Annotated in this window: 18 protein-coding genes; 5 read left to right on the top strand and 13 right to left on the bottom strand. The window is 72.6% G+C overall.

The window, feature by feature from the left end; translation table 11 throughout:
* The first annotated feature begins 198 nt into the window (after positions 1-198).
* Positions 199-2,229: a BTAD domain-containing putative transcriptional regulator gene (locus tag ACWF79_RS19320; protein ID WP_453729307.1), complete on the top strand. Its 2,031-nt coding sequence runs from the start codon at positions 199-201 to the stop codon at positions 2,227-2,229.
* Here ACWF79_RS19320 and ACWF79_RS19315 read toward each other — a convergent pair.
* From ACWF79_RS19315 to ACWF79_RS19275, 9 genes are all read right to left on the bottom strand, one after another.
* Complete coding sequence (locus tag ACWF79_RS19315) at positions 2,216-3,535, bottom strand: MFS transporter (protein ID WP_453729306.1); 1,320 nt, start codon at positions 3,533-3,535, stop codon at positions 2,216-2,218. The genes ACWF79_RS19320 and ACWF79_RS19315 overlap by 14 nt on opposite strands.
* Positions 3,532-4,347, bottom strand: coding sequence for a thioesterase domain-containing protein (locus ACWF79_RS19310; protein WP_453729305.1), 816 nt, complete (start codon positions 4,345-4,347; stop codon positions 3,532-3,534). Before ACWF79_RS19310 ends, ACWF79_RS19315 begins: the two co-directional genes overlap by 4 nt.
* A complete protein-coding gene (locus ACWF79_RS19305; RefSeq protein ID WP_453729304.1) occupies positions 4,344-6,764 on the bottom strand; it encodes a non-ribosomal peptide synthetase in 2,421 nt (806 codons plus the stop codon). Before ACWF79_RS19305 ends, ACWF79_RS19310 begins: the two co-directional genes overlap by 4 nt.
* Positions 6,761-8,206: a serine hydroxymethyltransferase gene (locus ACWF79_RS19300; RefSeq protein ID WP_453729303.1), complete on the bottom strand. Its 1,446-nt coding sequence runs from the start codon at positions 8,204-8,206 to the stop codon at positions 6,761-6,763. Before ACWF79_RS19300 ends, ACWF79_RS19305 begins: the two co-directional genes overlap by 4 nt.
* Complete coding sequence (locus ACWF79_RS19295; protein WP_453729302.1) at positions 8,199-11,372, bottom strand: non-ribosomal peptide synthetase; 3,174 nt, start codon at positions 11,370-11,372, stop codon at positions 8,199-8,201. The genes ACWF79_RS19300 and ACWF79_RS19295 overlap by 8 nt, the downstream gene beginning before the upstream one ends.
* 186 nt (positions 11,373-11,558) lie before the next feature.
* The gene (locus ACWF79_RS19290) at positions 11,559-12,665 is read right to left on the bottom strand and encodes a pyridoxal phosphate-dependent aminotransferase (RefSeq protein ID WP_453729301.1); all 1,107 of its coding nucleotides are present in this window, start codon (positions 12,663-12,665) and stop codon (positions 11,559-11,561) included.
* A complete protein-coding gene (gene dapF / locus ACWF79_RS19285) occupies positions 12,662-13,582 on the bottom strand; it encodes a diaminopimelate epimerase (RefSeq protein WP_453729300.1) in 921 nt (306 codons plus the stop codon). Before dapF ends, ACWF79_RS19290 begins: the two co-directional genes overlap by 4 nt.
* A 74-nt stretch (positions 13,583-13,656) precedes the next feature.
* A complete protein-coding gene (locus ACWF79_RS19280; protein WP_453729299.1) occupies positions 13,657-14,343 on the bottom strand; it encodes a 2OG-Fe dioxygenase family protein in 687 nt (228 codons plus the stop codon).
* A gap of 41 nt (positions 14,344-14,384) precedes the next feature.
* A complete protein-coding gene (locus ACWF79_RS19275) occupies positions 14,385-15,428 on the bottom strand; it encodes an iron-containing redox enzyme family protein (protein ID WP_453729298.1) in 1,044 nt (347 codons plus the stop codon).
* Between the two features lie 233 nt (positions 15,429-15,661).
* Between ACWF79_RS19275 and ACWF79_RS19270 the strand changes: the two genes are divergently transcribed.
* The 3 genes from ACWF79_RS19270 (at position 15,662) to ACWF79_RS19260 (ending at position 17,776) form a co-directional block, all read left to right on the top strand.
* Positions 15,662-16,381 (top strand): hypothetical protein, encoded by a 720-nt coding sequence (locus ACWF79_RS19270; protein ID WP_453729297.1) that lies wholly within the window; start codon positions 15,662-15,664, stop codon positions 16,379-16,381.
* A gap of 145 nt (positions 16,382-16,526) precedes the next feature.
* A complete protein-coding gene (locus ACWF79_RS19265) occupies positions 16,527-17,210 on the top strand; it encodes a class E sortase (protein WP_453729296.1) in 684 nt (227 codons plus the stop codon).
* Positions 17,211-17,479: 269 nt separating this feature from the next.
* Complete coding sequence (locus tag ACWF79_RS19260) at positions 17,480-17,776, top strand: hypothetical protein (protein ID WP_453729295.1); 297 nt, start codon at positions 17,480-17,482, stop codon at positions 17,774-17,776.
* A 55-nt stretch (positions 17,777-17,831) separates the two neighbouring features.
* Here ACWF79_RS19260 and ACWF79_RS19255 read toward each other — a convergent pair whose 3' ends face one another.
* The 4 genes from ACWF79_RS19255 to ACWF79_RS19240 form a co-directional block, all read right to left on the bottom strand.
* Positions 17,832-18,482 carry a LutC/YkgG family protein gene (locus ACWF79_RS19255; protein WP_453729294.1) on the bottom strand — a complete coding sequence of 217 codons (651 nt, stop codon included), beginning with the start codon at positions 18,480-18,482 and terminating at the stop codon, positions 17,832-17,834.
* Entirely contained in the window at positions 18,479-19,891 is a 1,413-nt protein-coding gene (locus ACWF79_RS19250; protein ID WP_453729392.1) for a LutB/LldF family L-lactate oxidation iron-sulfur protein, read from the bottom strand. The genes ACWF79_RS19255 and ACWF79_RS19250 overlap by 4 nt, the downstream gene beginning before the upstream one ends.
* Positions 19,892-19,959: 68 nt before the next feature.
* Positions 19,960-20,715 (bottom strand): (Fe-S)-binding protein, encoded by a 756-nt coding sequence (locus ACWF79_RS19245; RefSeq protein ID WP_453729293.1) that lies wholly within the window; start codon positions 20,713-20,715, stop codon positions 19,960-19,962.
* A 122-nt stretch (positions 20,716-20,837) separates the two neighbouring features.
* Entirely contained in the window at positions 20,838-22,472 is a 1,635-nt protein-coding gene (locus tag ACWF79_RS19240) for an amidohydrolase (RefSeq protein ID WP_453729292.1), read from the bottom strand.
* A 96-nt stretch (positions 22,473-22,568) separates the two neighbouring features.
* Here ACWF79_RS19240 and ACWF79_RS19235 point away from each other — a divergent pair, with 96 nt between their 5' ends.
* Positions 22,569-23,267 (top strand): TetR/AcrR family transcriptional regulator, encoded by a 699-nt coding sequence (locus tag ACWF79_RS19235; protein WP_453729291.1) that lies wholly within the window; start codon positions 22,569-22,571, stop codon positions 23,265-23,267.
* The last annotated feature ends 12 nt before the right edge of the window (positions 23,268-23,279 follow it).

Genomic DNA, 23,279 nt, shown 5'->3' with positions numbered 1-23,279 from the left:
CTCCGGAACACCTCAGGCACCGCCTGAACCTCCGAGCGGGACTTCCGCCTCCGCCGGCCCGCCACAGGCGGACACACCGGCTTTTCATGAACGCGTGACGCGCGACGCAACTCGCCGCCGTCGCGAAGCCCGGGGCCCGAACGGCCACCACCGGGGACCGGCATGAACAGCACGCGACCCTGAGGGGTGAACGGGATCATGACCTGCACGGGGGAATCTCTCCGCATACAGCTTCTGGGACCGATACGGGCCTGGCGGCACGGCGAGGAAGTGGCGCTCGGCTCGCCCAAGCAGCGCGCGGTCCTGAGCCTGCTCGCCAGCCGGGCGGGCGAGGTGGTCAGCGGGGAGACCATCACCAGCGCCCTCTGGGGCAGCGACACCCCGCAGACGGCGGCCAACGGCGTCCACACCTATGTGGCCCGGCTCCGACGCGCCCTGGAACCGGGGCGCGGCAGCAGGGTCGCCAGTACGGTGCTCTCCTCCGAGCCCGGCGGCTACTGCCTGCGCCTCGACCCGGCCGACGTCGATGCCACCCTCTTCGTCGAGCGTCACGGCCACGCCCGCAGGTCCCGCGAAGGCGGCAGTGCGGAGACGACGTTACGGCTGTACGAGGACGCCCTCGCGCTCTGGCGCGGTGAGGCGTACGCCGGAGTCCCGGGGCCCTTCGCCGCCACGGAGGGCGTCCGTCTGCGGGACCTCAGACTGACCGCCGTCGAGGAGTGGGCCTCCGTCATGCTGGCGGCCGGCGGCTACGCCGAGGCGGTCGACACGCTCGCGCGCGCCGCCGTCGAGGAGCCGTTGCGCGAGAAGGTCCGCTGGCTGCTGATGCTGGCGCTCTACCACGCGGGCCGCCAGGCGCACGCCCTCGCGGTCTACGCCGAGACCCGGCAGCTGCTCCGCCGCGAACTCGGCATCGAGCCCGGAGCCGAGCTGCAGGACCTCCACCGCCGGATCCTGGCCGGACAGCGGGAGTTACGGCTCCCCGGCGGGAGCATCTCCCCCGGGAGCAGACAGACGCTCGCCAACGCCGTGCCCGTACCGGCGCAACTCCCCTCGGTGGCCCGTGGATTCACCGGGCGGGACACCGAACTCGCGCATCTGGAAGAGATCCTCGACGACGAGTCCGCCCAGCGGAGCACCCCGGTGATCGTCGTCGACGGCCCCGCGGGAGTCGGCAAGTCGGCCCTCGTCCTCGAACTGGCCCACCGGCTCGCGCACCGCTTCCCGGACGGCCAGCTCTACGTGGACCTCTGCGGCAACGGGCTGCGTGGCAGGCCGCTGAGCGCATCGGACGCGCTGCTGCACCTGCTCACCAGCCTCGGCGCCGACACCAACCGGATCCCCCGCGACCCGGCCGGCCGCGCGACGCTCTTCCGCAGTCTGCTCTACGGCAAGAAGATGCTGGTGGTCCTGGACGACGCCCTCAGCGTGGACCAGCTGAGACCCCTGATACCGCGCGGCGCCTCCTGCGTCCTGGCCACGAGCCGGCAGCGGTTCGCCGGCCTCGCCGCCCGGGACGGGGCGCGCACGGTCACCGTGCGCCCGCTGGCCGTCGACGAGGCGGCCCAGCTGCTCACCACCCTGTCCCAAGGGCGGCTCGTCGGCCACCCCGAGGCCGCCCGGCGGCTGGCCGCGCTCTGCGGCGGTCTGCCCCTGGCGCTGCGGATCACCGCCGAGGGCCTTCTCGCCAACCCCGGCGTGCCGCTCGGGACCCTGGTGGAGCAGTACACGACGGAGAGCGACCGGCTGGACCGGCTCACCGTCGGCGACGACGCCCTCGCCAGCGTCCGCGACGCGTTCGAGACCTCGTACCAGGCGCTGTCCCCGGAGGCGGCGCGGCTGTTCCGCTTCCTCGGCCTGTGCAAGGACGGGCCGATCACGGTCCCCGTCGCAGCGACGCTCCTGGACATCGACCACACCACCGCCCGGCGGCTGCTCGACGTGCTGGTCGCCCACCACTTCCTGGAGGAGCACGGCGCCCAGTACCGGCTGCACGATCTCCTCGGGATCTACGCCGCCGAGTGCGCCGAGCGTGAACCGATGCTCAGCCGGCGGGCCGCGCTGGCCCGCCTGGGCGGGCCGCCCTCGACGGCCGCCCCCCAGCCCCCGGCCCCCAAGGCCCCCGGAGAGGCCTACGCCGGCGTGCTCCGCCGCGCCGCCGTGCTGCGGCGGGCCGCGTTCCGGCAGTGGGAGGACCCGGCGCGGCCCACCGACCTCACCGCGAGGTGAGCGCGCCGTCCTCCGGACCCGTCGGCATCTCGCGCAGCCGGCCGACCGGCGAGAGGAAGATCGGGACCAGCATCGCGGCCGACAGCAACCCCGCGATCCACAGGGCACCGTGCAGCCCCGCGAGCGCCGCCAGGAGACCGCCGACCGGGCCGCCCAGCGCGCCGCCGCCGTACAGCAGCATCCGCATCGCGGCCGTCATCCGGCCCATCAGGTGCTGGGGGGTGATGGTCTGACGCAGGCTCACGATGAGCACGTTGGAGACGCTGGCGCCGACGTACTCGATGAAGAAGGACGCCACGAAGAGCCCCACGAGCAGCCAGCGCGGACCGCCCGCCGCCGGAATGAGCAGGGGCCCGAGGAAGATGACCGAGACCGACAGCCGGTAGGCGGTGCCCACCGACAGCCGCCGCACCACCGTGCCGGACACCAGCGCGCCCAGCAGACCGCCCACCGCGGCCGCCCCCATCACGAAACCGACCGCGGCGGCCGACAACTCCTGGTCGCGCACCGCGTACAGCAGGAACAGCGACTGCACCATGGTGAGCAGGAAGTTGCAGGCGCAGCCGACAAGCCCCATCGCCCGCAGCCAGCGGTTGCCGAACACCCAGCGCAGCCCCTCGGCGAGCTCGGTGCGCAGCCGCCGCTTCTCCTTCGGGACCTCCGGGGCGGGTTCGGGCGTCCTGATGAGGATCAGCGACAGCACCGACAGGGCGTACGAGAAGGCGTTCGCCGTCATCGCGAAGGGCGCCGAGAACGCGCTGACCAGCGTGCCGGCGAGCCCCGGCCCGGCGATGTCCGCCGAGGACAGCGTGGCGTTCAGCTTGGTGTTGGCCTCCAGCAGGCTGCGCCGGTCCTTCACGAGCACGGGGACGTACGACATCCAGCTGACGTCGAAGAGCACCGTCGCCACACCGACCCCGAGCGCCAGGGCGTACAGCGCCGGGAGCGTCAGCAGGTCCAGCTCGTACAGGACGGGGACCATGCCGATCAGCACCATCCGCACCACGTTGGCGCCCAGCATGACCGGCCGCTTCCGCCGCCGGTCCACCCACACCCCGAAGAGCAGGGCGAGCCCCAGGAAGGGGACCAGCTGGGCGAAGCGCAGCATACCCAGCTCCCCGGCCCCCACCTCGAAGACCAGGACGGCGGTCAGCGGCAGCGCGAGGTGGGTGATCTGGGTGCCGTACAGGGAGAGCGCCTCGCCCGCCCAGAACACCATGAAGTCCCTGTCGCGCCAGAGCGACCGAGGAGGGCCCTCCGCCTCGGCCGGGGAGGCCGACGCGGTGGACGTACCGTGCTCCGTCATGCGGGAGTCGCCTCTCGTAGGGCCTGGTCGACGATCGAGCCGATGGCGTCGAGGCCCGGGCCCTGCCACACGGAGTGGTGGTCGCCCGGCGCGGTGTGCACCGTGAGCCGGTCGACGTACGGACTCCAGTCCAGGAGCCGTTCCGTCGACTCCTCGGCCTTGATCAGGATCGCGGGGCCGGGATGGACCGCGTCGAGACGGTGGTGGCGCAGGGCCAGGACTCCCGTACGGAAGAGGGCGTAGCGCTCCAGCAGGAACTCCGCGTCGAACTCCTCGGGGACGGCGCCGTGGCGCTCCGCCGCCGCGAAGATCTCCGCCGGTTCCGCCCCGGGCTCCATGCCCGCCAGCGCCTTGTCGATGCCCGGCGCCCGGTCCCGGGTCACGCCGAGGAAGTCGTACAGGAAGTGGCGGGCCAGCTCGTCGTCGGGCGGCACCGACTGCGTGCCGGGCAGCGCCGCGTCGACGATGACGAGCAGTGGGACCTCCTCGCCCCGGGCGGCGAGGAGCCGGGCCATCTCGTAGGCGACGACCCCGCCGAGCGACCAGCCGAGCAGCTGGTACGGGCCGTGCGGCCGGGACACCAGGAGCGAGGCCGTGTGCAGTTCGGCCAGCTCCGCGATCGACGTGGCGGGCTCGGACACCCCGTCGAAGCCCGGCGCCTCGAAGCCGAACACCGGCCGCCCGGCGGGGAGTCGGTGCGCCATCGCCGAGTAGCAGTAGGGCGAACCGGAGACCGGATGGACACAGTGCAGCGGGGTCAGGTCACCCTCGTCCCGGAGGGGGACGAGGCTGCCGGCGGAGGATGCGGTCACGGTGCCGACGTTCCCTTCGTCGTGGAGGCGAGCCGCTCGTCGATGACGGCGGCGATGCCGCTGACGGTGCTCCCGCCGTACAGCAGACGGACGTTCACCCGAATTCCGAAGTGCTTGTTCAGGCGGGTGACGGCGCGCATGGCCTGCAGGGAGTTGCCGCCGACCGCGAAGAAGCCGCTGTCCGCGCCGATCCGGGAGGCGCCGAGCACGGATGCGAAGATGCCGGCCACCGTCCGCTCGGTCTCCGTCGCCGGAGGGGTGTAGCGCGCCGGCGGCTCGCCGACGCCCTCGGGAGGCTCGGGCAGGGCCTTGCGGTCGACCTTGCCGTTGGGCGTCAGGGGCAGCTCGGCCAGGACGAGGACGGTGCTCGGCACCATGAATCCTGGCAGCGACCGGGCCGCGTGCTCGGCGACCGCCGCCGGGTCCACGGTCCGGCCCGCCTCGGGGACGAGATAGCCGACCAGGCGCCGGTCGCCCGAGCCGTCGGGGTGCGCGGTGACGACCGCCTCCCGGACGGTCTCGTGGGCGCGCAGCACGGCCTCGATCTCCCCCAGTTCGATCCGCAGACCGTGCAGTTTGACCTGGAAGTCCGCGCGGCCCAGCAGCTCGATCAGCCCGTCGGGACCGTAGCGGGCCACATCGCCCGTCCGGTAGAGCCGCTCGCCCTCGACCTCGCCGCAGGACCACTCGAAGAACCGCTCCGCCGTCTGCTCCGGCCTGCCGAGGTACTCCCGGGCGAGCCCGATGCCCGCCAGATGGAGCTCGCCCGGCACGCCCGGCGGCACGGGCCGGCGCTCCTCGTCGAGGATGTACGTGCGCTGGTTCGCCATCGGGCGCCCGTACGGGACGCTCGTCCAGCGCGCGTCGGTCTTCGTCACCTCGTAGATCGTGGAGTGGATCGAGGCCTCGGTGGCCCCGCCGAGGGCGACGAAGCGCAGCGCGGGGGCCGCCGCACGCGCCCGGTCGGGGAGCGACACGGGGATCCAGTCGCCGCCGAGCAGCGCCAGACGCAGGTCCGCGAGGGGCGCCGCGCCGGTGGATTCGAGGTGGTCGACGACCATGTCCAGGAGCGCGGGCGCGGAGTTCCAGACGGTGACCCGGTGGTCCGCGAGCAACTCGGCCCAGTGCTCGGGGTCCTTGGCGCGCTCCGGCTCCGTCAGGACCACCGTGCCACCCGCCGTGGTCAGCCCGAGGAACTCGTACACCGACATGTCGAAGCTCGGCGACGACAGGGCGAGGACCCGGTCGCCGGGGCCCACGCCGAAGCGGGAGTTGAGGTCCGCGATGTTGTTCATCACCCCGCGGTGGCGCAGCGCGATCGGCTTGGGCGCGCCGGTGGAGCCCGACGTGTGGATGATGTACGCGAGATCCTCGGGCGTCGCCCCGCCCCCTGGGTTGTGCGTGGGGAACCCGGCGAGAAGCGCCTCGTCCCGGTCGAGGAGGAGCACAGGCGTCCCGGCCGCGGCCCCCTCCTCCGCCGACGGGAGGCTCGCGGCCGGGCCGCTCCGGCTGACGACCACCGCGCAGGACGTGCCGGCCACCATGGTGGCGAGGCGTTGCCGCGGGTAGTCGGGGTCCAGCGGCACATAGGCGCCGCCCGCCTTGAGCACGCCGAGGACGGCGATCAGCAGCTCGGCGGACCGGTCCAGACAGATGCCGACCCGCCGGTCAGGGCCGACACCGCGCTCCCGCAGGTGGTGGGCGAGCCGGTTCGCCGCCTCGTTGACCTCACGGTACGTCCAGGTCCGGTCGGCGCCGATCAGGGCGAGGGCGTCGGGCGACGCGGCGGCGCGGTCCTCGAACGCGGCGTGCAGGCACACCCCGTGCGGAAGGTCCGTCGCCGTGTCGTTCCAGTCGACGAGCATCCGGCGCAGTTCCTCGCCCGGAAGCAGCCGCAGCCGCGACACCGGCCGGTCCGGAGCGGTCAGCCCGTCCTCCAGGAGCGTGACGTAGGAGGAGAGGAACCGGAGTACGGTCTCCCGGTCGAAGAGCTCCGGGGCGTACCGCAGTTCGGCGCTCGGCAGGCCGTCGTCGTCCTCGCGCGGCGGATGCAGCAGCAGCTCGAACTCGTCCTGCCACACCGCCTGTTCGCTCGGCTCCTGTCGCGGCGCCGTGACGTCGGCGGCCAGTTGGGTCAGCGTCTCCGTTCCGGTGACCGTCCGATCCGGACGGACCGGACCCTCACCGGGCGTTCGGACGACGACACCGAAGCGGGACTGACCGCTCCAACGGTGCACCAGCGCCGTGAATCCGGCGAGGAGCACCTCCTGCGGTGCGGTACGGGTCGAGGGACCGAGCCGCACCCGGGCGGCGGCGGTCCGTTCCGGGGTGGCTCCGGGCATGCGCGGCCGGTCGGCGGGCAGCAGCGCCGGCGGCGCCGGTGCCGGGGCCGTGGCGGGGGCGGTGTTCCGGCTCAAGACCTCACTCCTGGCTCGCGGTCGGCGGCGCCCGCCGGGGGGAGACCGGCGCCGAAGGGCAGGGGGTGGGCGCGGCACAGGGCGGCCACCTCGGCCGTGACCCGCTCGCGCACCAAGGGGTCGGTGCGGAACTCGGTGTCGCTCAGCACGGTCGTGGCGCCGAGCACCTCGTGGAGCAGCCGGGCGCAGACCCGCATCTCGTCGGGCCCCATGCCGCGCTGCGCCAGCACGTTCGTGCCGAGCCGCAGACCGCTGGCGACCAGCGGGGCCTTGGTGTCCTTCGGGATGCGGTTGCGGTTGGTGAGGATGCCGCACTCCTCCAGGGCACGTTCCGCGACCACCCCCGTGATGCCCCGGTCGAAGATGTCGAGCAGCACCATGTGGTTCTCCGTACCACCGGTCAGCACCCGGTAGCCGAACTCGTCCAAGGCGTCGGCGAGCGCCGCCGCGTCGTCGCGGACCAGCCGCATCGTCTCCCGGAACGCCGGCTCCGTGACCAGCTTGAGCGCGTGCGCCTTGGCGGCGACACCCGCCGGGCTCGGCGTCCCCTGCGACTGCGGGAAGACCGCGCGCTGCATCAGCCGGTCGAGCGGGGTGCGGCGGGCGTCCGGACCGGGCGTACGGTGCTCCGCGCCCATGAGGATCAGCCCGCCGCGCGGCCCGCCCAGCTGCTTGTAGGTGCTGGTCGTCGTGACGTGCGCCAGGTCGATGGGGCTGGGATGCTCCCCGGCCGCCACCAGACCGGCGATGTGCGAGATGTCGGCCACCAGGTACGCCCCGACCGAGTCCGCGATCGCGCGGAACCGGGCGAAGTCCAGGGTCCGCGGATAGGCGCTGGCGCCCGCGATGAGCACCTGGGGGCGGTGGACCAGGGCCAGCTCGGCCACCTGCTCGTAGTCGATGAACCCCTTGTAGTCCAGGCCGTAGTGGACGGCCCGGTAGTGGTGGCCGGTCACCGAGGCGGCGGACCCGTGCGTGAGGTGCCCGCCGGAGTCCAGGTCGAGGGCGAGCAGGGCGCCGCCCGGCGGCAGCAGCGCCGCCAGGACCGCCTGGTTCGCCGAGGAGCACGAGTGCGGCTGCACATTGGCGTACTGGGCGCCGAAGGCCTGCCGGGCCCGCGCGACGGCCAGCCGCTCCACGCCGTCGAACCGCGCCGCGCCCGGGTGGTAGCGGGCCCCCGGGTAGCCCTCCGCCGTCACGTTCGACAGGGCGGCTCCGCCCGCGGCGAGGACGGCCGGGTTCGCGACGCTCGCGGAGGCCACCATGGCCAGGGTCATGGCCTGCTCCTCCACCTCGCGGTCGAGGAGCAGGGCCAGTTCGGGATCGGTGCCGCCGAGGAGCGCGGCGCCCTGGCGCAGCAGCAGCTCCTGCGCCGAACCGGGCCGGCCACCCGTCACCGGCGCGTGCGGGGGAGGGAGCGCCGCCCCGGGGGCCTCAGGCACGTGAACCCGCCTTCGACTCCACCAGCGCGTCGATGGCGGAGGCGACCGTGGCGACCGAGGCACCGCCGTACAGCAGACGGACGTTGACCTTGACGCCGAAGTGCTTGTTGAGCCGGCTCACCACCCGCATCGCCTGCAGCGAATTACCCCCCAGCTCGAAGAAGTTGCCGTCCGCGCTGACCTGCGGCGCCGACAGGACGGCACCGAACACCTCGGCCACCTTCTCCTCGGTCGCGGTCACCGGGGCGACGAAGCTCGCCGTCGCGTCACCCGAACCGGACACCGGAGCGGGGAGCTTGGCGCGGTCGATCTTGCGCGCCGCCGTCAGTGGGAACTCGGTCAGCTCCACCCAAGCCGTCGGCACCATGTACTCGGGCATCGTGCTGCCCAGGTGCTCACGGAGCTCGGCCACCGTCGGCGGGGTGTCGCCGAGGACCGTGTAGTACGCGACGAGCTGCTTCTCCCCGTAGTCCTCGCGCAGCAGGACCAGCGCCATCCGGACCTTCGGGTGCGTCAGCAGACCGGACTCGATCTCCCCGAGCTCGATCCGCAGGCCGCGCAGCTTCACCTGGTTGTCGAGCCGCCCGATGAAGTCGATCTGCAGATCACGGGTCCAGCGCACCAGGTCACCGGTGCGGTAGACCCGGCCCTCGCCCAGGAACGGGTCCGGCACGAACTTCTCGTCCGTCATCTCCGGCAGGTTGAGGTAACCGCGGGCCAGACCCTCGTCCCCGCCGATCAGCAGCTCGCCCGGGACCCCGACCGGCACCAGGTTGAACTCCTTGTCCACCACGTAGTGCAGCCGGCTGAACTCCGGCCTGCCGATGGGCGGCGAGGACTGCCACTCCTTGTGCTCGCAGAGGTACTCGGTCGTCGCCACCGACGCCTCGGTGGGGCCGTACAGGTTGACGAACTTCCGCCCCGGCAGGTTCCACTTGTTGACCAGCTCGGCCGGCAGGGCCTCCGCGCCGCCCATGATGTACTTCAGATCCGGGTACGGCCCCGCCTCGACCACGGAGAGGATCGCCGGGGACAGACCCGCGTACGTCACCCGCTGGTCGCGGATCAGAGCGCCCAGGGCCTCGGGGGACGAGGCGTCCTCGGGCGCCACCAGGACGAGGGCCGAACCGCTGATCAGGCCGGCGAAGATCTCGCCCTGCGACATGTCGAAGGTGAGCGCCGGCAGTTGGAGCAGCCGGTCCTCGGTGGTCCACTCGCCGAAGGTGCGCCGGTAGGCCTCGATGAACATGCGCAGGCCCCGCTGCTCGATCATCACGCCCTTCGGACGCCCGGTCGAGCCCGAGGTGTAGAGGACGTACACCAGCGAGGTCGGCTCGGCCCACTCCTCCAGTGGCTCGTCGTCCGGCTGCGCCTCGATCAGCGCCCAGTCGGCGTCGATACGGACGCTCTCCCATCCGCACGAGTCCGGCAGGTCGCCCACCACGTTCGCCCGAGTGATGACCAGCGGGCTCTTGGTGTCCCGCAGCATGTGGTCCAGACGGGCGTTGGGGTGCGAGGGGTCGATGATCGTGTACGCGGCCCCGGAGACCATGACGCCCAGGATCGCCACCAGGGCGTCCAGGTCGCGGTCCATCGCGATGGCCACGACCTCCTCCTGCCGCACGCCCCGGGAACGGATGTACCGGGCGAGCTTGCCGGCCCGGCGCATCAGCTCGCCGTACGTCATCTCCACGCCCCGGCAGACCAGCGCGACCAGCTCCGGGTTCTCCTTCGCGATCCGGGCGATCGTCGCGTGCACCGGCTCCGTCGGGTAGTCGAAGTCCGCGCCGCGCCCCACGTCGAGCAGCTCGCGCCGCTCCTCCTCGGAGAGCAACGGCAGCGCGGAGACCGGGGTCTCGGGGGCGTCCGCCGCCGCCTCGAGCACGGTCCGGAAGTGCCCGATCATGGCCTCGACGCGCCAGCGGTCGTACAGGTCGGTGGCGAACTCGACGATCAGACGCAGCCGTTCGGTACCCTCCACGAAGCTGAAGGACAGGTCGAACCGCGAGCGGGAGGTCGCCAGGGTGATCGACTCCGACGTCAGGCCCGTGAGCTCCAGCGCGTCACCGGTGCTCGCCTCGCCCAGCAGCTGACAGGCGATCTGGAAGAGCGGGTTGCGGCCCGCGTCCCGGGTCGTCTGGACCCGGTCCACGACGTGGTCGAACGGCACGTCCTGGTTGTCGTACATGTCGAGGTTGGCGTCGGCGATGCGCTCCAGGAGCTCGGCGAAGGTGACCCCGCCGGACAGGTCGCAGCGCAGCACCGTCATGTTGATGAACAGGCCGACGACGTCCTCGAGTTCCGGATCGGTCCGCCCCAGCATGGGCACCCCGAGGGCGATGTCGTCCTGCCCGCTGTACCGGCTCAGGACGACGTTCAGCGCCGCCGCGACCACCATGTACAGCGACGCGCCCTGCTCGTGCGCCAACGTACGGGCCTTCGCGAGGAGTTCGGCCGGGAAGTCGACCACGAAGGTCTCGCCGTTCTGCGTCGGCTCGGCGGGCCGGATCCGGTCGGCGGGCAGTTCGAGCGCCTCCAGACCGGCGAGCCGCTCCTCCCAGAACTTCAGCTCCTCCTCCCACACCCCGTCGGCCCGCTGCTTGCGCTGGCGCTTGATGTGGTCGCCGTAGCCGATGGACAGCTCGGGCAGTGAGGGCTCACGGCCGGCGACGAGGTCGGCGTACGCCTGGGAGATCTCCCGGCTGACGACACCGCCGGACCAGCCGTCGGTGACGATGTGGTGGAAGCTGAGGCCGAGCACGTGGTGGTCGGGGGCCAGTCGGAACAGCTGGAAGCGGGAGATCGGCCCGGCCGCCAGGTCGAACGGCGTGTCCGCCTCGGTCTGGAGCGCCTCGCGCAGCTTCTCCTCGGCCTCCTCGGGGGCCAGGCCGGAGAGGTCCCGCAGCGGCAGCGGCCGGTCCTCGGCCGGCGAGACGACCTGGTACGGGACGCCGTCCGCCGAGTGGAACGTCACCCGCAGCTGCTCGTGGCGCCGAACCAGCAGATTGAGTGCGCCTTCGAGGGCGGCGGTGTCGAGCGGACCGCGCAGCCGGTAGGCGATCGGGACGTTGTAGGTGGTCTCCCCGGGACTCATCTGGTCCAGGAACCACAACTGCTCCTGACCGAAGGACAGTTGGATGCGCGACTCGGCGGTGTGGATGCTCATCGTCACAGGACTCCATTCAGGGCATGGCAGGGCGAAGCAGGGCAGGGCGGAGCGAGGAAGGGCGGAGCACGGCAGGGCGGTGCCGCGGCGCGGCGCCGTGGGGAGGTGCGGAAGGGGGAACCCGAGCGGGTTCGCGACGGGCCGGGGCGGCGGCCCCCGTGCGACGGGGGCCGGGGCCCCGGCGGGTCAGCGGAGCGGGTCCGAGCCGGCCGGGGCCGAGGACGGCCTGAGCACTCGCTCCACGCGGCTCAGCCCTTCCGCCACGGCCTCGGGCGAGCGCGCGAAGCAGATCCGGAAGCCGTCACTGGCTCCGAGCGTCTCGCCGGGCATCAGCAGCACGCCGAGGTCCAGCGCTCTGCGGCACATCGTCAGCGGCTCCTCCCCGGTCGTGAGCCAGAGCCACGCGAACGGGGTGCCCTCCGGCTCCACGAGCGTCACCGCGTCCGCGTTGCGGCGGGCGAACTCCCGTACAAGGTCGAGACCTTGGCCGGTGAGCTCGTGGTAGGAGCGCAGATGGTCCGTACGGTGCGCCAGGACGTCGCAGGCCAGCGTCTCGCACAGCACCGAGTTGGAGATGGTGGACAGGAACTTGCGCCGGGCGCAGCGCTCCACGACGGCCGGTGGGCCGTAGAGCCAGCCGACCCGCAGCCCGGGAAAGCCGTACACCTTCGACAGGCTCGACACGGAGATCACCCGGTCGGAGCCCACGGCGGCGGACGAGGAGAGGTCCAGCGCGTACTCCTCGTCCAGGAGCAGATGCGCCCCCGTCCGTTCCGCCAGGGCGACCAGCGCGCGCAGGTCCTTCTCCGCGATGCACCGACCGGTGGGATTGCACGGGCTGTTGGCGACGATCAGCCGCACGTCCGGCCCGGCCACCGCCTCGGCGGCCTCGACGTCGAAGCTGAGATCCGGCCGGAACCCCACGAGATCGACCGTGGACCCCAGCTCGGGGGGTACGTCCCAGGACTGCTGCCAGCCCGGCCGGAAGGCGATCACCCGCGATCCGGGCGACAGGAGCGCCGCGTACACCAGGTACAGCGCCTGCTGGGCGCCCTGGGTGATCAGGACCGAGTCGGCCGGACCGCCGTACAGGCCGGCCACCGCCTCCCGCAGGACGTTGATGCCCCGGTCGTGTCCGTAGTCCAGTTCCAGACCGGGCGGCACCGCGAGGGCGTCGAGCCGCCCCGGGACCATGTTGCTGTCGCCCAGGTCGATGTCGAAGCGCCCGGCGGCGTCCTCGAACACCCAGCGCTGGATCGGGTAGTCGCGCGAGCGCGGCGAGGAGACGGTCACCGTACGGTCCCCGGAGCCCCGGCCGACGCCGTCCGGGCGAGCCGCGCGCGCAGCGCGGGCGCGAAGGAGCCGGCGGCCACCTGCTCGGCGTCACCGGTCATGGTGACCCCGCCGTCCTCCGCGACGGCGATCTCCACACCGCCCCCGGGCATCCTGACCTCCACCCGGCGCTCGCAGAGCCCGAGTTCGCGGGCGGCCGACACCGCGGCGCAGGCACTGGCCCCGGACGCGGTCACGTATCCGGCACCGCGCTCGAAGACCTCCAGCTCCATCACCGACCGGTTCACCATGCGCATGAACTGCACGTTGGTGCGGTGCGGGAACCGCGCGTGCCCGGCGATCGACGGGCCGAGCCGGCGCGCCAGCTCCGCCGACGGCTCGTCCACCGGCACCACGGTGTGCGGATTGCCGTTGTACACACAGGTGACGGTGAGCTTCTCGCCGTCCACCGACAGCGGCACGCCGACCGCCCGGCCGGCGTACGGGGCCGTCCCGTCCTCCTGGAGCAGGGGCACGTCGGCTCCGTCGAAGCTGGGGCGCCCCATGCCGACCTCCACGCGGCCCGCGGAAGCGTCGAGCACGCGCACCGGGCAGTCGCCGGCGGCCGTACGGAGCGTGAACTCCCGCCCGTCGCCCCAGTCGCCGGGCTCGTGCCCGGCGAGGTGGAGCGCGAACATCCGCAGCCCGTTGCCGCTCCTGCCGCAGTCGGTGCCGTCGGAGTTGTACAGGTCGAGCGCGACCGGCACGCCGGGGCGCGGCGGCTCCAGCGGCCCGTGCAGGACACCGTCGGCCCCGATCCCCAGACGCCGGTCGCAGATCAGCCGGATCGCCTCACGGGTCACCGGGAAGTCGATGTGGCGGGGGTCGATCACCACGTAGTCGTTGCCTGCTGCCTGGTACTTGTAGAAGTCGATCACGGATGATCTCCCTTGGCTGCTGGGCGCGGCGCCGCCCCGAGGCGTGGTGCCCCGCCCCGGGGCGGCGCCCGGGTTCACTGCTCGGAGAGCGCGGCGGCGTCGTGCTCGTCGCCGTACCACTTCTCCGCCCACCGGGAGAACGCGACGATGACGATGTCCCGGTGGCCCGGTCCGCCGTCGGCGGAGAGCACGTCGGTGACATCGTGGGCCAGCGCCCGGTCGTCGAGGAGGACCGCCTGCCCGGGCTCCAGCGTGCCCGTCCAGAACGGCTCGTCGGCCCCCGGGTTCCACAGCCGGGTCTGGCCACCGGCGACGTTCACCTTGTTGAGGATCGCGATCATCACGAACTCGTGCCCGTCGTGGTGCACGCCCTCCGGAGTGAGCGGGCCCGGCTTGCCGCCGTCCGCCCGGGTCCGGTTCTGGTGGACGTTGATCTGCCAGTCCTCGGACCGGTCGAGGCCGAGCTCGCGGACGCCGTGCTCGATCAGCGGCGTGAAGTCGACCTTGATCGGCTCGTAGACGCGCCGGATGCCGCCGCCGACCGAGTTGAACTTCTTGTACGTCGTGTAGTCGCGGTGCGCGAGCCGCTCGAACGACCACGCGTCCTCGCCCTGCGGCCGGAGCCGGTACTGCGAGAACCGCTTGAAGCGGGTGCCGTTGCCCATGTACTCGTCGACCGGGCAGTCGTCGTAGCTGGGCAGGATGTCGGCCGAGACATCCGGCAGGTCGATGACGGTGAACCGTTCGCTGCCGAGGGGCATGATCTCTCCTCCAGAAATGGGGTGGCTTCGGGCGTCGAACGTCAGGCGGCGACGGAAGGCATGCGCTCGTCCAGATAGGCGGCAGAGGAGTTGAGCCGCCAGAGGATCCCGCGGGCGATGGCGCGCCGCATGTCCGCGGACTCGGCGGCGGGCAGCACCACGTTGTGGAACCAGCCCTGCGCGTGCTGGGAGTCGATGGTGATGTGCAGCTTGTGGTACACGATCCCGACCTCCGGCAGCCCCAGCCGCTCCCAGGCGTGCACGACCTGCACGAACCGGTCCGGCGCCATCCACTCGGTCATCCCCAGGAAGCCCACGGCCTCCGGGTACAGGGTGCGGTGGCGGCACAGCATGACCGCGAGGTTGCCGTTGAGCAGCGAGGTGGCGGTGAGCGAGCGGGCGAGCTCGTCCTCCGAGATCTCGAAGACCTCGTAGATCTTGTTGAAGAGGTGGGTGTGGACCTGCTCGGGGGCGCCATTGCCCATCTCGTCCCAGAAGTTGGCGGCGATCTCCATCTTCGCGGCGCCGGCCGTGCCCACCTGCATCATGGCGAGCAGGTCGTCGAAGCGGCCGTCCACGACCGACTCCTGCATCACGTAGTTCCGCAGGTCGCCCTCCGTGGCGGTGTTGCGGATGAACTCGTGGTAGTACGGGTGCTTGTACACCCGGTGGCCGCGCGCCGTGCTCTTGAGCCAGGACAGGTACTCCCGGGGCTCCGTCGGCGCCTCTTCGAGCAGGCCCGGCTCGATCAGCCGGTCCTGCGCGGCCGCCGTGGCGGTCTCGAGCAGCCGGGCTATCTCGTAGATGACGACGGAGCCCTCGGCGCTCTGCCGCCCGGGGATCTTCGTGTACAACTGGTAGATCCTGTCGAGCAGATACTGCTGCGCGTACAGGGCGCCGCCGTCGCCCGCGGCCGCGGCGGCGTTGATGTCGGCCACCTCGCCCAGGATCTGGATCCGCTCGCCGCCCGACAGGGCGTCCACCTTCTCGGGCGCGGAACCGAGCCATGCGCACACCCTGTCCACCGTGGACAGGAACGGGTCACCGGAGAGAGTCAGACCCTTGGAGCCGCCGACTTCTGGCATGTGTTTCCCCTTGGATTCACTGGACGAATCAGATTCTCGACACGTGGTCCGTACGTGGTCCGTGCACCGCCGCCGCGGCGAAGTCGTGCCTCGCGGCGGCCGCCTGGAGCGGCGGGCGCTGCCATTGTGCAAGGGGGGCGCTGGACGTCCTGTGTACGTCCTCTGTACGTCGCCTGACACTCCCCGGAGTTACGCTGACGTCGCCCTGAAGGACCGGTACGGAGGTGGGTGGCGTGACCGAGGAGAGTGCGCGGGCACCCGTCTCGTACGGGCGGCTGCGGGTGGAGCGGGAGGACCTCGGGCCGGCCCGCTGGCTGACCGAACGGCGCCCCGGCCACGGCGCGTTCGGCACCGTGAGCGGGGTCGCCGCGCCGGGGTTCGCCGCGTACGCGCGGGTGCTGCACCCCGCGGCCCTCGACGAGCGCCCGGTGCGCTGGGAGACCGTCGCCGCGGCCCACGGACGGACGGTCGGGGCGCTCACCGACTGGTACGAGGTGATCGGCGCCGAGCCGTACTCCTACCAGAACGCCGAGGAGTACGGCCTGCGCGGGGTGTGGGACGAGCACCCGGACGAAGGCCCCACCCCCGGTGGGGTCGCACGGGCCCTGATCCCCGTGCTGGCCCGGCACACGGGCACGCCGGAGCGCTGCTGGTTCGGGCTCTGGGACGGCTACGGCCGTCGGGAGTGGCGCGGGACCCCGACCTTCCCCACCCCGGGACGGGACGAGGTCCTGCTCTCCGGACCGCTGGCCGACGTCCTCTCCGTCGAGGACGAGGAGGACTTCGCCGACCTCCCCGACCTGTGGTGGCCGCAGGACCGGGCGTGGTGCGTGGGCGGTGACGTCGACCTGGTGAGCACGTACGTGTGCGGATCGGAGGAGCTGATCGCCGAGCTGCTCACGGCCCCCGGCCTGGAGGCGCACCGCGTGGCGGCCGGGGACCGGGTCGGCTGACCGCCCGCCGCACAGGCCGCTCCCCGGGGGTGCCGGGGAGCGGGGAGTGGGCCATCCTGGGGGTATGGGTGCCCAGGGTGGTGGGACCCTTCGTCGGGGTCTTTCCGGAGGCCGGGGCGCGTGGCGCGCTCCGGCCGTCATCGTCGTGGCCCTGGTCGTGGCTGTCGTCGCGGCGCTCTGCGGATGCGCGGGGGCGGGCACCGTCACCGACGACCGCGGCAGCCCGACCTCCCTGACGCCTACGGTCTCAACGGCCTCCGAGGCCCCCGTGGCGCCCGCCCCGCCCGCTCCCACGTCGTCGGAGCCCTCGCCGCGGCCGCCGGTCGCCGCCGAGGTGTCCATACCGTCGATCGGCGTGGACGAGCTGGAGGTCGTCCCGTACGAGGGCACGACCGACGACCGCGCGGGCACCCGGATCCAGGACCGCGGCGTGGCCGCCAGCCCCTACGGAGAGCGCGGGGGCGTCGGACCGGGGGAGATCGGCAACTATCTGGTGACCGCCCACCGGCTCTCGGCCGGCGGCGCCCTGCGCGACCTCCCCGCGGTCGACGTGGGGGACCTGGTGCACGTCACCGCCGCCGGCACCGTCTACACGTACAAGATCGTCGAGACCCGGACCACGTCCTTCCGCTCGGACCGCTCCCTGGCCGAGCAGCGGGCCGCCGTGCCGGGCGAGCCGGGGCAGAAGCCCACCCGGGCCATGATCACGCTCTCCACGTGCGCGACACCCGAGGACGACGCGGCGGGAAACTACTGGCGGGACGCCAACGGCAACCCGGAGCACCGCATCGACAAGATCGGCGTCCTGACCGGCAAGCGACCGGCCTGACGCGGACGGGACCTGACGGGGGACGGCTTCGGCACCCCGTACGAGCGTCCCCTCGCATTGCTCAGGGAGTTCGGGCCAGGGCGGCGGCGCCCGGACGGCCGGGGCGCGGGGGCCGGGCGGCGCCTGGACGGCCGGGGGCCGGCGGGGCCAGCCGCAGGAAGGGTGCCTGACCTGGGTTTTCCGGGGGCAAATGCCGGGAACCTGCCTTTTTGCCCTCCGTTCAATCCTTGGACTGACAGGGCACACCCGAGGTTCCGTCTGGAGGTCGCATGCTGCTCACCCACCACATCGACGTCGGCACGCTCCGCGTCACGCTGCATCAGGGCCTCGACGTCACGAACCGTGCCGCGGCCGCCCTGCTCATCCAGGCCCTGGTCGACGCCCACCGGCCCCGAGCCGTCGAGCTCGAACTGCCCGGAGGCCCGGCCTCCGCCGCGACCATGAGCGCGGTCGCCCGCGCGAAGAGGATGTGCGACAGCCTCGCCATCCCGTTCACCCTGGTCCACGGACCGGCCGAGCGGCAGCCTCTGTCCCGGGAGCCTCTGGCGGCGGCAGCGGGGGAGTGAAGGGTCCCGCCGGGCAGGCGCCCGGCGGGACGGTACACAACGGGGCGGCGCCCGTTCATCCGCCGACCAGGACGACATCGAGCCGCCGCGGGCCGTGGACGCCCTCGACCCGGTCGAGTTCGATGTCGCTGGTGGCCGACGGGCCCGAGATCCAGGTCAGGGGGCGCGCCGGGTCGAGCCGGTCGAGCGCCTGGGGGACCGAGCCGACGACCTGCTCAGGGACGCGCACCAGGCACAGGTGGTGGTCGGGGACGAGGGTGAGGCGGCGGCCGCCCTGGTCGGGGCCGGCGTCGAGGACGACGGTGCCGGTCTCCGCCACGGCCACCGCGCAGCCGGTCACGACGCTGTCGACGGCGTCGAGGTCGTACGGGATGAGGCCGGGGCCCTCTTCGACGACGGTGGCGGCGGTACGGCTCAGCAGGGGGCGGGGCAGCCCCGTCGGCACGAGCACCCGGCGTGCGCCGCGCTCGGCGAGGAGGCGACCGATCAGCTCCGCCAGTCCGTCCGGGCGGCAACGGTGGACGACGGCGCGGTAGTCCGCGAGGTTCTCGGCGAGCAGGTCGACGGTCTGCTCCTGGGTGCGCTCTCCGTGCTCCCGTTCGTACCGGCGGGGTACGGCCTGCTCGTACGTGCTGTCCGGGTCGGCCGGGGGGATGTCGGTCAGGGCCTGGCGGATCCGGGCCAGGACGAGGTCCCTGCTGCTCACGAGGAGCCTTCCTTTCGTTCCTGCTCGCGCTTCCACCAGTTGCGGAAGGACTCCGCCGGTACCTCCGGCAGATCCCGGCTGTCCGTCCACGCGCGCCCGGGGCCGGGTAGGCGGGAGGGGTGCAGGCGCCGGGTGAGGGAGGCGAGCCGCTGCCCGGCCTCGTAGGCGCGGGGATGGTCGAAGGCCCAGGTCGCGGCGGTGAGAGCGGCCTTCTCCATGGAGTGGCCGCCCTGATCGGCGACCCTCTCGCGGAGGTGGACGAGGACCTCGGGGATGTCGATGGCGACGGGGCACACGTCGTAACAGGCCCCGCAGAGGGAGGAGGCGTAGGGCAGCGAGGCGTCGATCTCGCTTGCGGTGCCGCGGAGTTGGGGCGTCAGGATCGCGCCGATCGGGCCCGGGTAGACGGAGCCGTACGCGTGCCCGCCGGCCCGCTCGTACACCGGGCAGACGTTGAGGCAGGCGGAGCAGCGGATGCAGCGCAGGGCCTGGCGGCCGACCTCGTCGGCGAGGGTGTCGGTGCGGCCGTTGTCGAGAAGGACGAGGTGGAAGGCCTGGGGCCCGTCGCCGTCGGTGGTGCCGGTCCACAGGGAGGTGTAGGGGTTCATGCGCTCGGCGGTGGAGGAGCGGGGGAGGGTCTGGAGGAACACCTCCAGGTCCCGCCAGGTGGGCACCACCTTCTCGATGCCGACGACGGAGATGAGGGTCTCGGGGAGCGTCAGGCACATCCGTCCGTTCCCCTCCGATTCCACGACGACGAGGGTGCCGGTCTCGGCGACCATGAAGTTGGCGCCGGAGATGCCGACCTTGGCGCGCAGGAACTTCTCCCGCAGGTGGAGCCGGGCCGCCTCCGCGAGATCGGCGGGGCGGTCGGTCAGGTCCTCGGGCGCGGGGCGGCCCCATGTCCCCATCTCCGAGCGGAAGATGTCCCGGATCTCGCCCCTGTTGCGGTGGATGGCCGGGACGAGGATGTGTGACGGGCGGTCCTTGCCCAACTGCACGATCAGCTCGGCGAGATCGGTCTCGTAGGCGGCGATGCCCTCCGCCTCCAGGGCTTCGTTGAGCCCGATCTCCTGCGTGGCCATCGACTTGACCTTGACGACCTCGCTCTCCCCGGTGGCCTTCACCAGCTCGGTCACGATCCGGTTGGCCTCGTCGGCGTCCGCCGCCCAGTGGACGGTGCCCCCGCCCCGCACCACCGACTCCTCCAACATCACCAGGTAGTGGTCGAGATGGCGCAGGGTGTGGTCCTTGATCCGCCGGCCGGCCTCGCGCAGCTCCGCCCAGTCGTCCAGCTCGGCGACCGCCTTGGCCCGCTTGTCGCGGATGGTGTGCGTGGCGTGGCGGAGGTTGGTGCGCAGGGTCGGGTTCCGTACGGCCTCGTGCGCGGCGGCCGGGAAGGCGGGCATGCCCAGGAACGCCCTCCCGTCGCCCGAGGACGGCCCTTCGACGGGCGCTTCCGCACGCTTCTTGTCCCTCATCCCAGGGGCTCCTCTTCCGTGCTCGCCAGGATCTCGGCGATGTGGACCGGCCTCATACCGACCTTGAGCCGGCTCATCGTGCCGCCGAGGTGCGTCAGGCACGAGTTGTCGGCGGCGCACAGGACGTCCGCGCCGGTCGAGACGGCGCTTCGGACCTTGTCGGTGCCCATCGCGGCGGACACGTCGGGGTTCTTCACCGCGAACGTGCCGCCGAAGCCGCAGCACTCCTCGGCGCCCGGAAGCTCCACGAGCTTCAGGCCCTTGACCGCCGAGAGCAGCCGGTGCGGCCGGTCGGCGAGACGGAGGCCGCGCAGGCCGTGGCAGGTCGGATGGTAGGTGACCGTGCGCGGGTAGGACGCGCCGACGTCCGTCACCCCGAGGACGTCGACCAGGAACTCCGTCAGCTCGTACGTCTTCGGCACGACCGGCGCCACGGTCGCGGCGAGCCCGTCGCCCCGGCCCTCCGCCCGGGCCCTCTCGCCCATGCGCGGGTACAGCTCGCGCACCATGGCCCCGCACGAACCGGACGGGGTGACGATCGCGTCGTAGGCGCCGAAGACCTCGGCGAACCGCCGCGCGAGCGGCTCGGCCTGGCGGCGGTAGCCGGTGTTGTACTGCGGCTGTCCGCAGCAGGTCTGCCCGGCCGGGAAGTCGACGTCGACCCCCAGCCGGGTCAGCAGCCGCACGACGGCGCGGCCCGTGTCCGGATACAGCGTGTCGTTGACACAGGTCAGAAACAGAGCGACACGCATCACGGCTCCCTCAGGTCACGTCACTTCACGGTCAATGATCCATTCCCCCGGAACGTATTCCGCAACGGGCGCGCGGCCCCGCACCGGGGCGCGGCGGCGGACGAGTGCCGGCCGCGGGGGTGTCACCTGGCGTACACCCTTGTGCCGCCGACGTAGGTGCTGTCCACCCGTGCCTCGGCGATCTCCTCCGGCGGCGCGGTGAAGATGTCGCGGTCGAGCACCACCAGGTCGGCGAGCATGCCCGGGAGGAGCGTGCCGGTCCTGTCGTGTCCGTTCACGTGCGCCGCGCCGGCGGTGTACGCGGCGACGGCGGTGGGCAGGTCGAGGCGCTGCTCCGGGAGGAAGACACGCTCGTCGGTCGTGCCGGGCTCCTTCCGGTTCACCGCGACGTGCAGGCCGGCTATCGGGTCCGGGCTGGAGACGGGCCAGTCGCTGCCCGCCGCCAGGGTGGCCCCCGCGCGGAGCAGGGAGCCGAACGGGTACTGCCAGGAGGCCCGTTCGGGGCCGAGGAAGGGGATCGTCAACTCGTCCATCTGCGGTTCGTGCGCTGCCCACAGCGGCTGGATGTTGGCGATGGCGCCCAGGTGGGCGAAGCGTGCCATGTCGTCGGGGTGGACCACCTGCAGATGCGCGAGGTGGTGCCGGTTGCCGCGCCGCCCGTTGGCCTCGACCGCGGCCTCGATCGCGTCCAGCGCCTCGCGCACGGCACGGTCGCCCAGGGCGTGGAAGTGCACCTGGAAGTCGAGGGCGTCCAGTCGGGTCACGTACGAGCGCAGCGCCGTCGGATCGACGAAGCTCAGGCCCGCGTTGGCGGTGGCGCAGCCGCATCCGTCGAGGTACGGCGTCGTCATCGCGGCCGTGAAGTTCTCGGCGACGCCGTCCTGCATGATCTTCACGGAACCGGACCGGAACCGCCCGTACGCCAACTCCCGGCGCCGCTCGACGAGTTCCTCGATCTGCTCCGCCCCGCGCTCGCGGTCCCACCACAGGGCCCCGTTGACCCGAGCGGTGAGCGTGCCTTCGCGGGCGGCGGCGAGATACGCGTCGGAGGGGTCGGGGTGGCCGCCGTACGCACCGAGCAGCGCGTCCTGCCATCCGGTGACGCCGAGGGAGTGCAGCAGCTCCTGCGCGCGCAGCAGACCGGCGAGCCGGGCGGCGGGCGTGCTCGGCGGGACGAGCCGTGAGACCAGGGCGGTGGCGCCCTCCTGCAGGGCGCCGCTCGGCGTGCCGTCCGGCTCGCGCTCGATCCTGCCGTCGACCGGATCGGCCGACTCCCGGGTGATTCCAGCCAGTTCGAGGGCGCGCGTGTTGGCCCACGCGCCGTGGTGGTCGCGGTTGACGAGACAGACCGGGCGGTCGGGGACCACCGAGTCGAGGAGCTGCCGGGTGGGTAGACCGCCCTCGAAGCTCTCCATCGACCACCCGCCACCGGTGATCCACGGACGCTCCGGGTGGGCGTCGGCGTACTCCCGGACCCGCACCAGATAGTCCTCCACGCCGACCGTGCCCGTCAGGTCGCACTCCGCCAGCTCCGTCCCGCCGAACACGGCGTGGATGTGCGCGTCCTGGAAGCCGGGCAGGAGCAGCTTGCCGCGAAGGTCCACGACCTCGGTGTCCGGACCGATGAGTTCCCGCACGTCGTCGTGGCCGACGGCGGTGATGCGCTCCCCGGTGACCGCCAGACCGCTCGCCCGCGTGCGGGCGGGATCACCGGTGTGGACGGGGCCATGGGTGAAGACCAGATCGGCCGTGGTCATGGGTGCTCCAGAGCGAGAGAGGGAGGGGGCCTGGCGAACGGACATGCAACTCGGCGGCGCGTTTACATGTCAATGGTGTTGTCATAAGGTCCGCGGATGGTCGAGCGAGTGGTCCCCGAGGGGCAGCGGCGGCGCCGCAGGCCCACCAAGCAAGGCGCCGTCCTCTCGGAACGGCTGATCATCGAGACGGCGCTGCGGCTCGTCGCTCAGCACGGCGCGGACGCCCTGTCCGTACGGCGGCTCGGCACCGCCCTCGGCGCCGACCCCAGCTCGCTGTACCGGTACTTCCGGAACACGGACGACCTGCTGCTCGCGCTGGCCGACGAGTTCGTGGGGCGCGCGCAGGACGGCTGGACGCCCAGCGGGGACTGGCGCGCGGACCTCCGGGAGCTGGGCCTGCGGATCCACGCGGTGTACCTGGCGAACCCACAGGTCGCGCTGCTCGCCGCGCACCGCACCACGGGCCGCGCCCATGAGACGGCGGTGGTGGAGAAGATCCTCGGCATCCTGCGCGGGGCGGGCTTCCCCGACGCGACGGCCGTACGGCTCTACCACGCCTTCGTCGACCAGGCGCTGGCCTTCGCGGCCCTCGACGCCGCGGCCCTCGCCCTGCCGACTCCGGCGCGCGAGGCCGACGAGGCGGTCTGGCACGCCTCGTACGGCAAACTCCCGCAGGACGCGTACCCGAACGTCGCGGCGACGTTCCCCCTCCTCGCCGCCGACATGCGGGACAGCGGCTACCCCTTCGCCCTGGAGCTGATGCTGGAGGCGGCGGAAGCCCGCCTGCGGGGGTGAACCGCCGAGGGC

Source organism: Streptomyces sp. NPDC054975 (assembly GCF_053609105.1).
The sequence above is the reverse complement of the archived record's forward strand: the minus strand, read 5'-3'. Positions and strand labels throughout refer to the sequence as shown.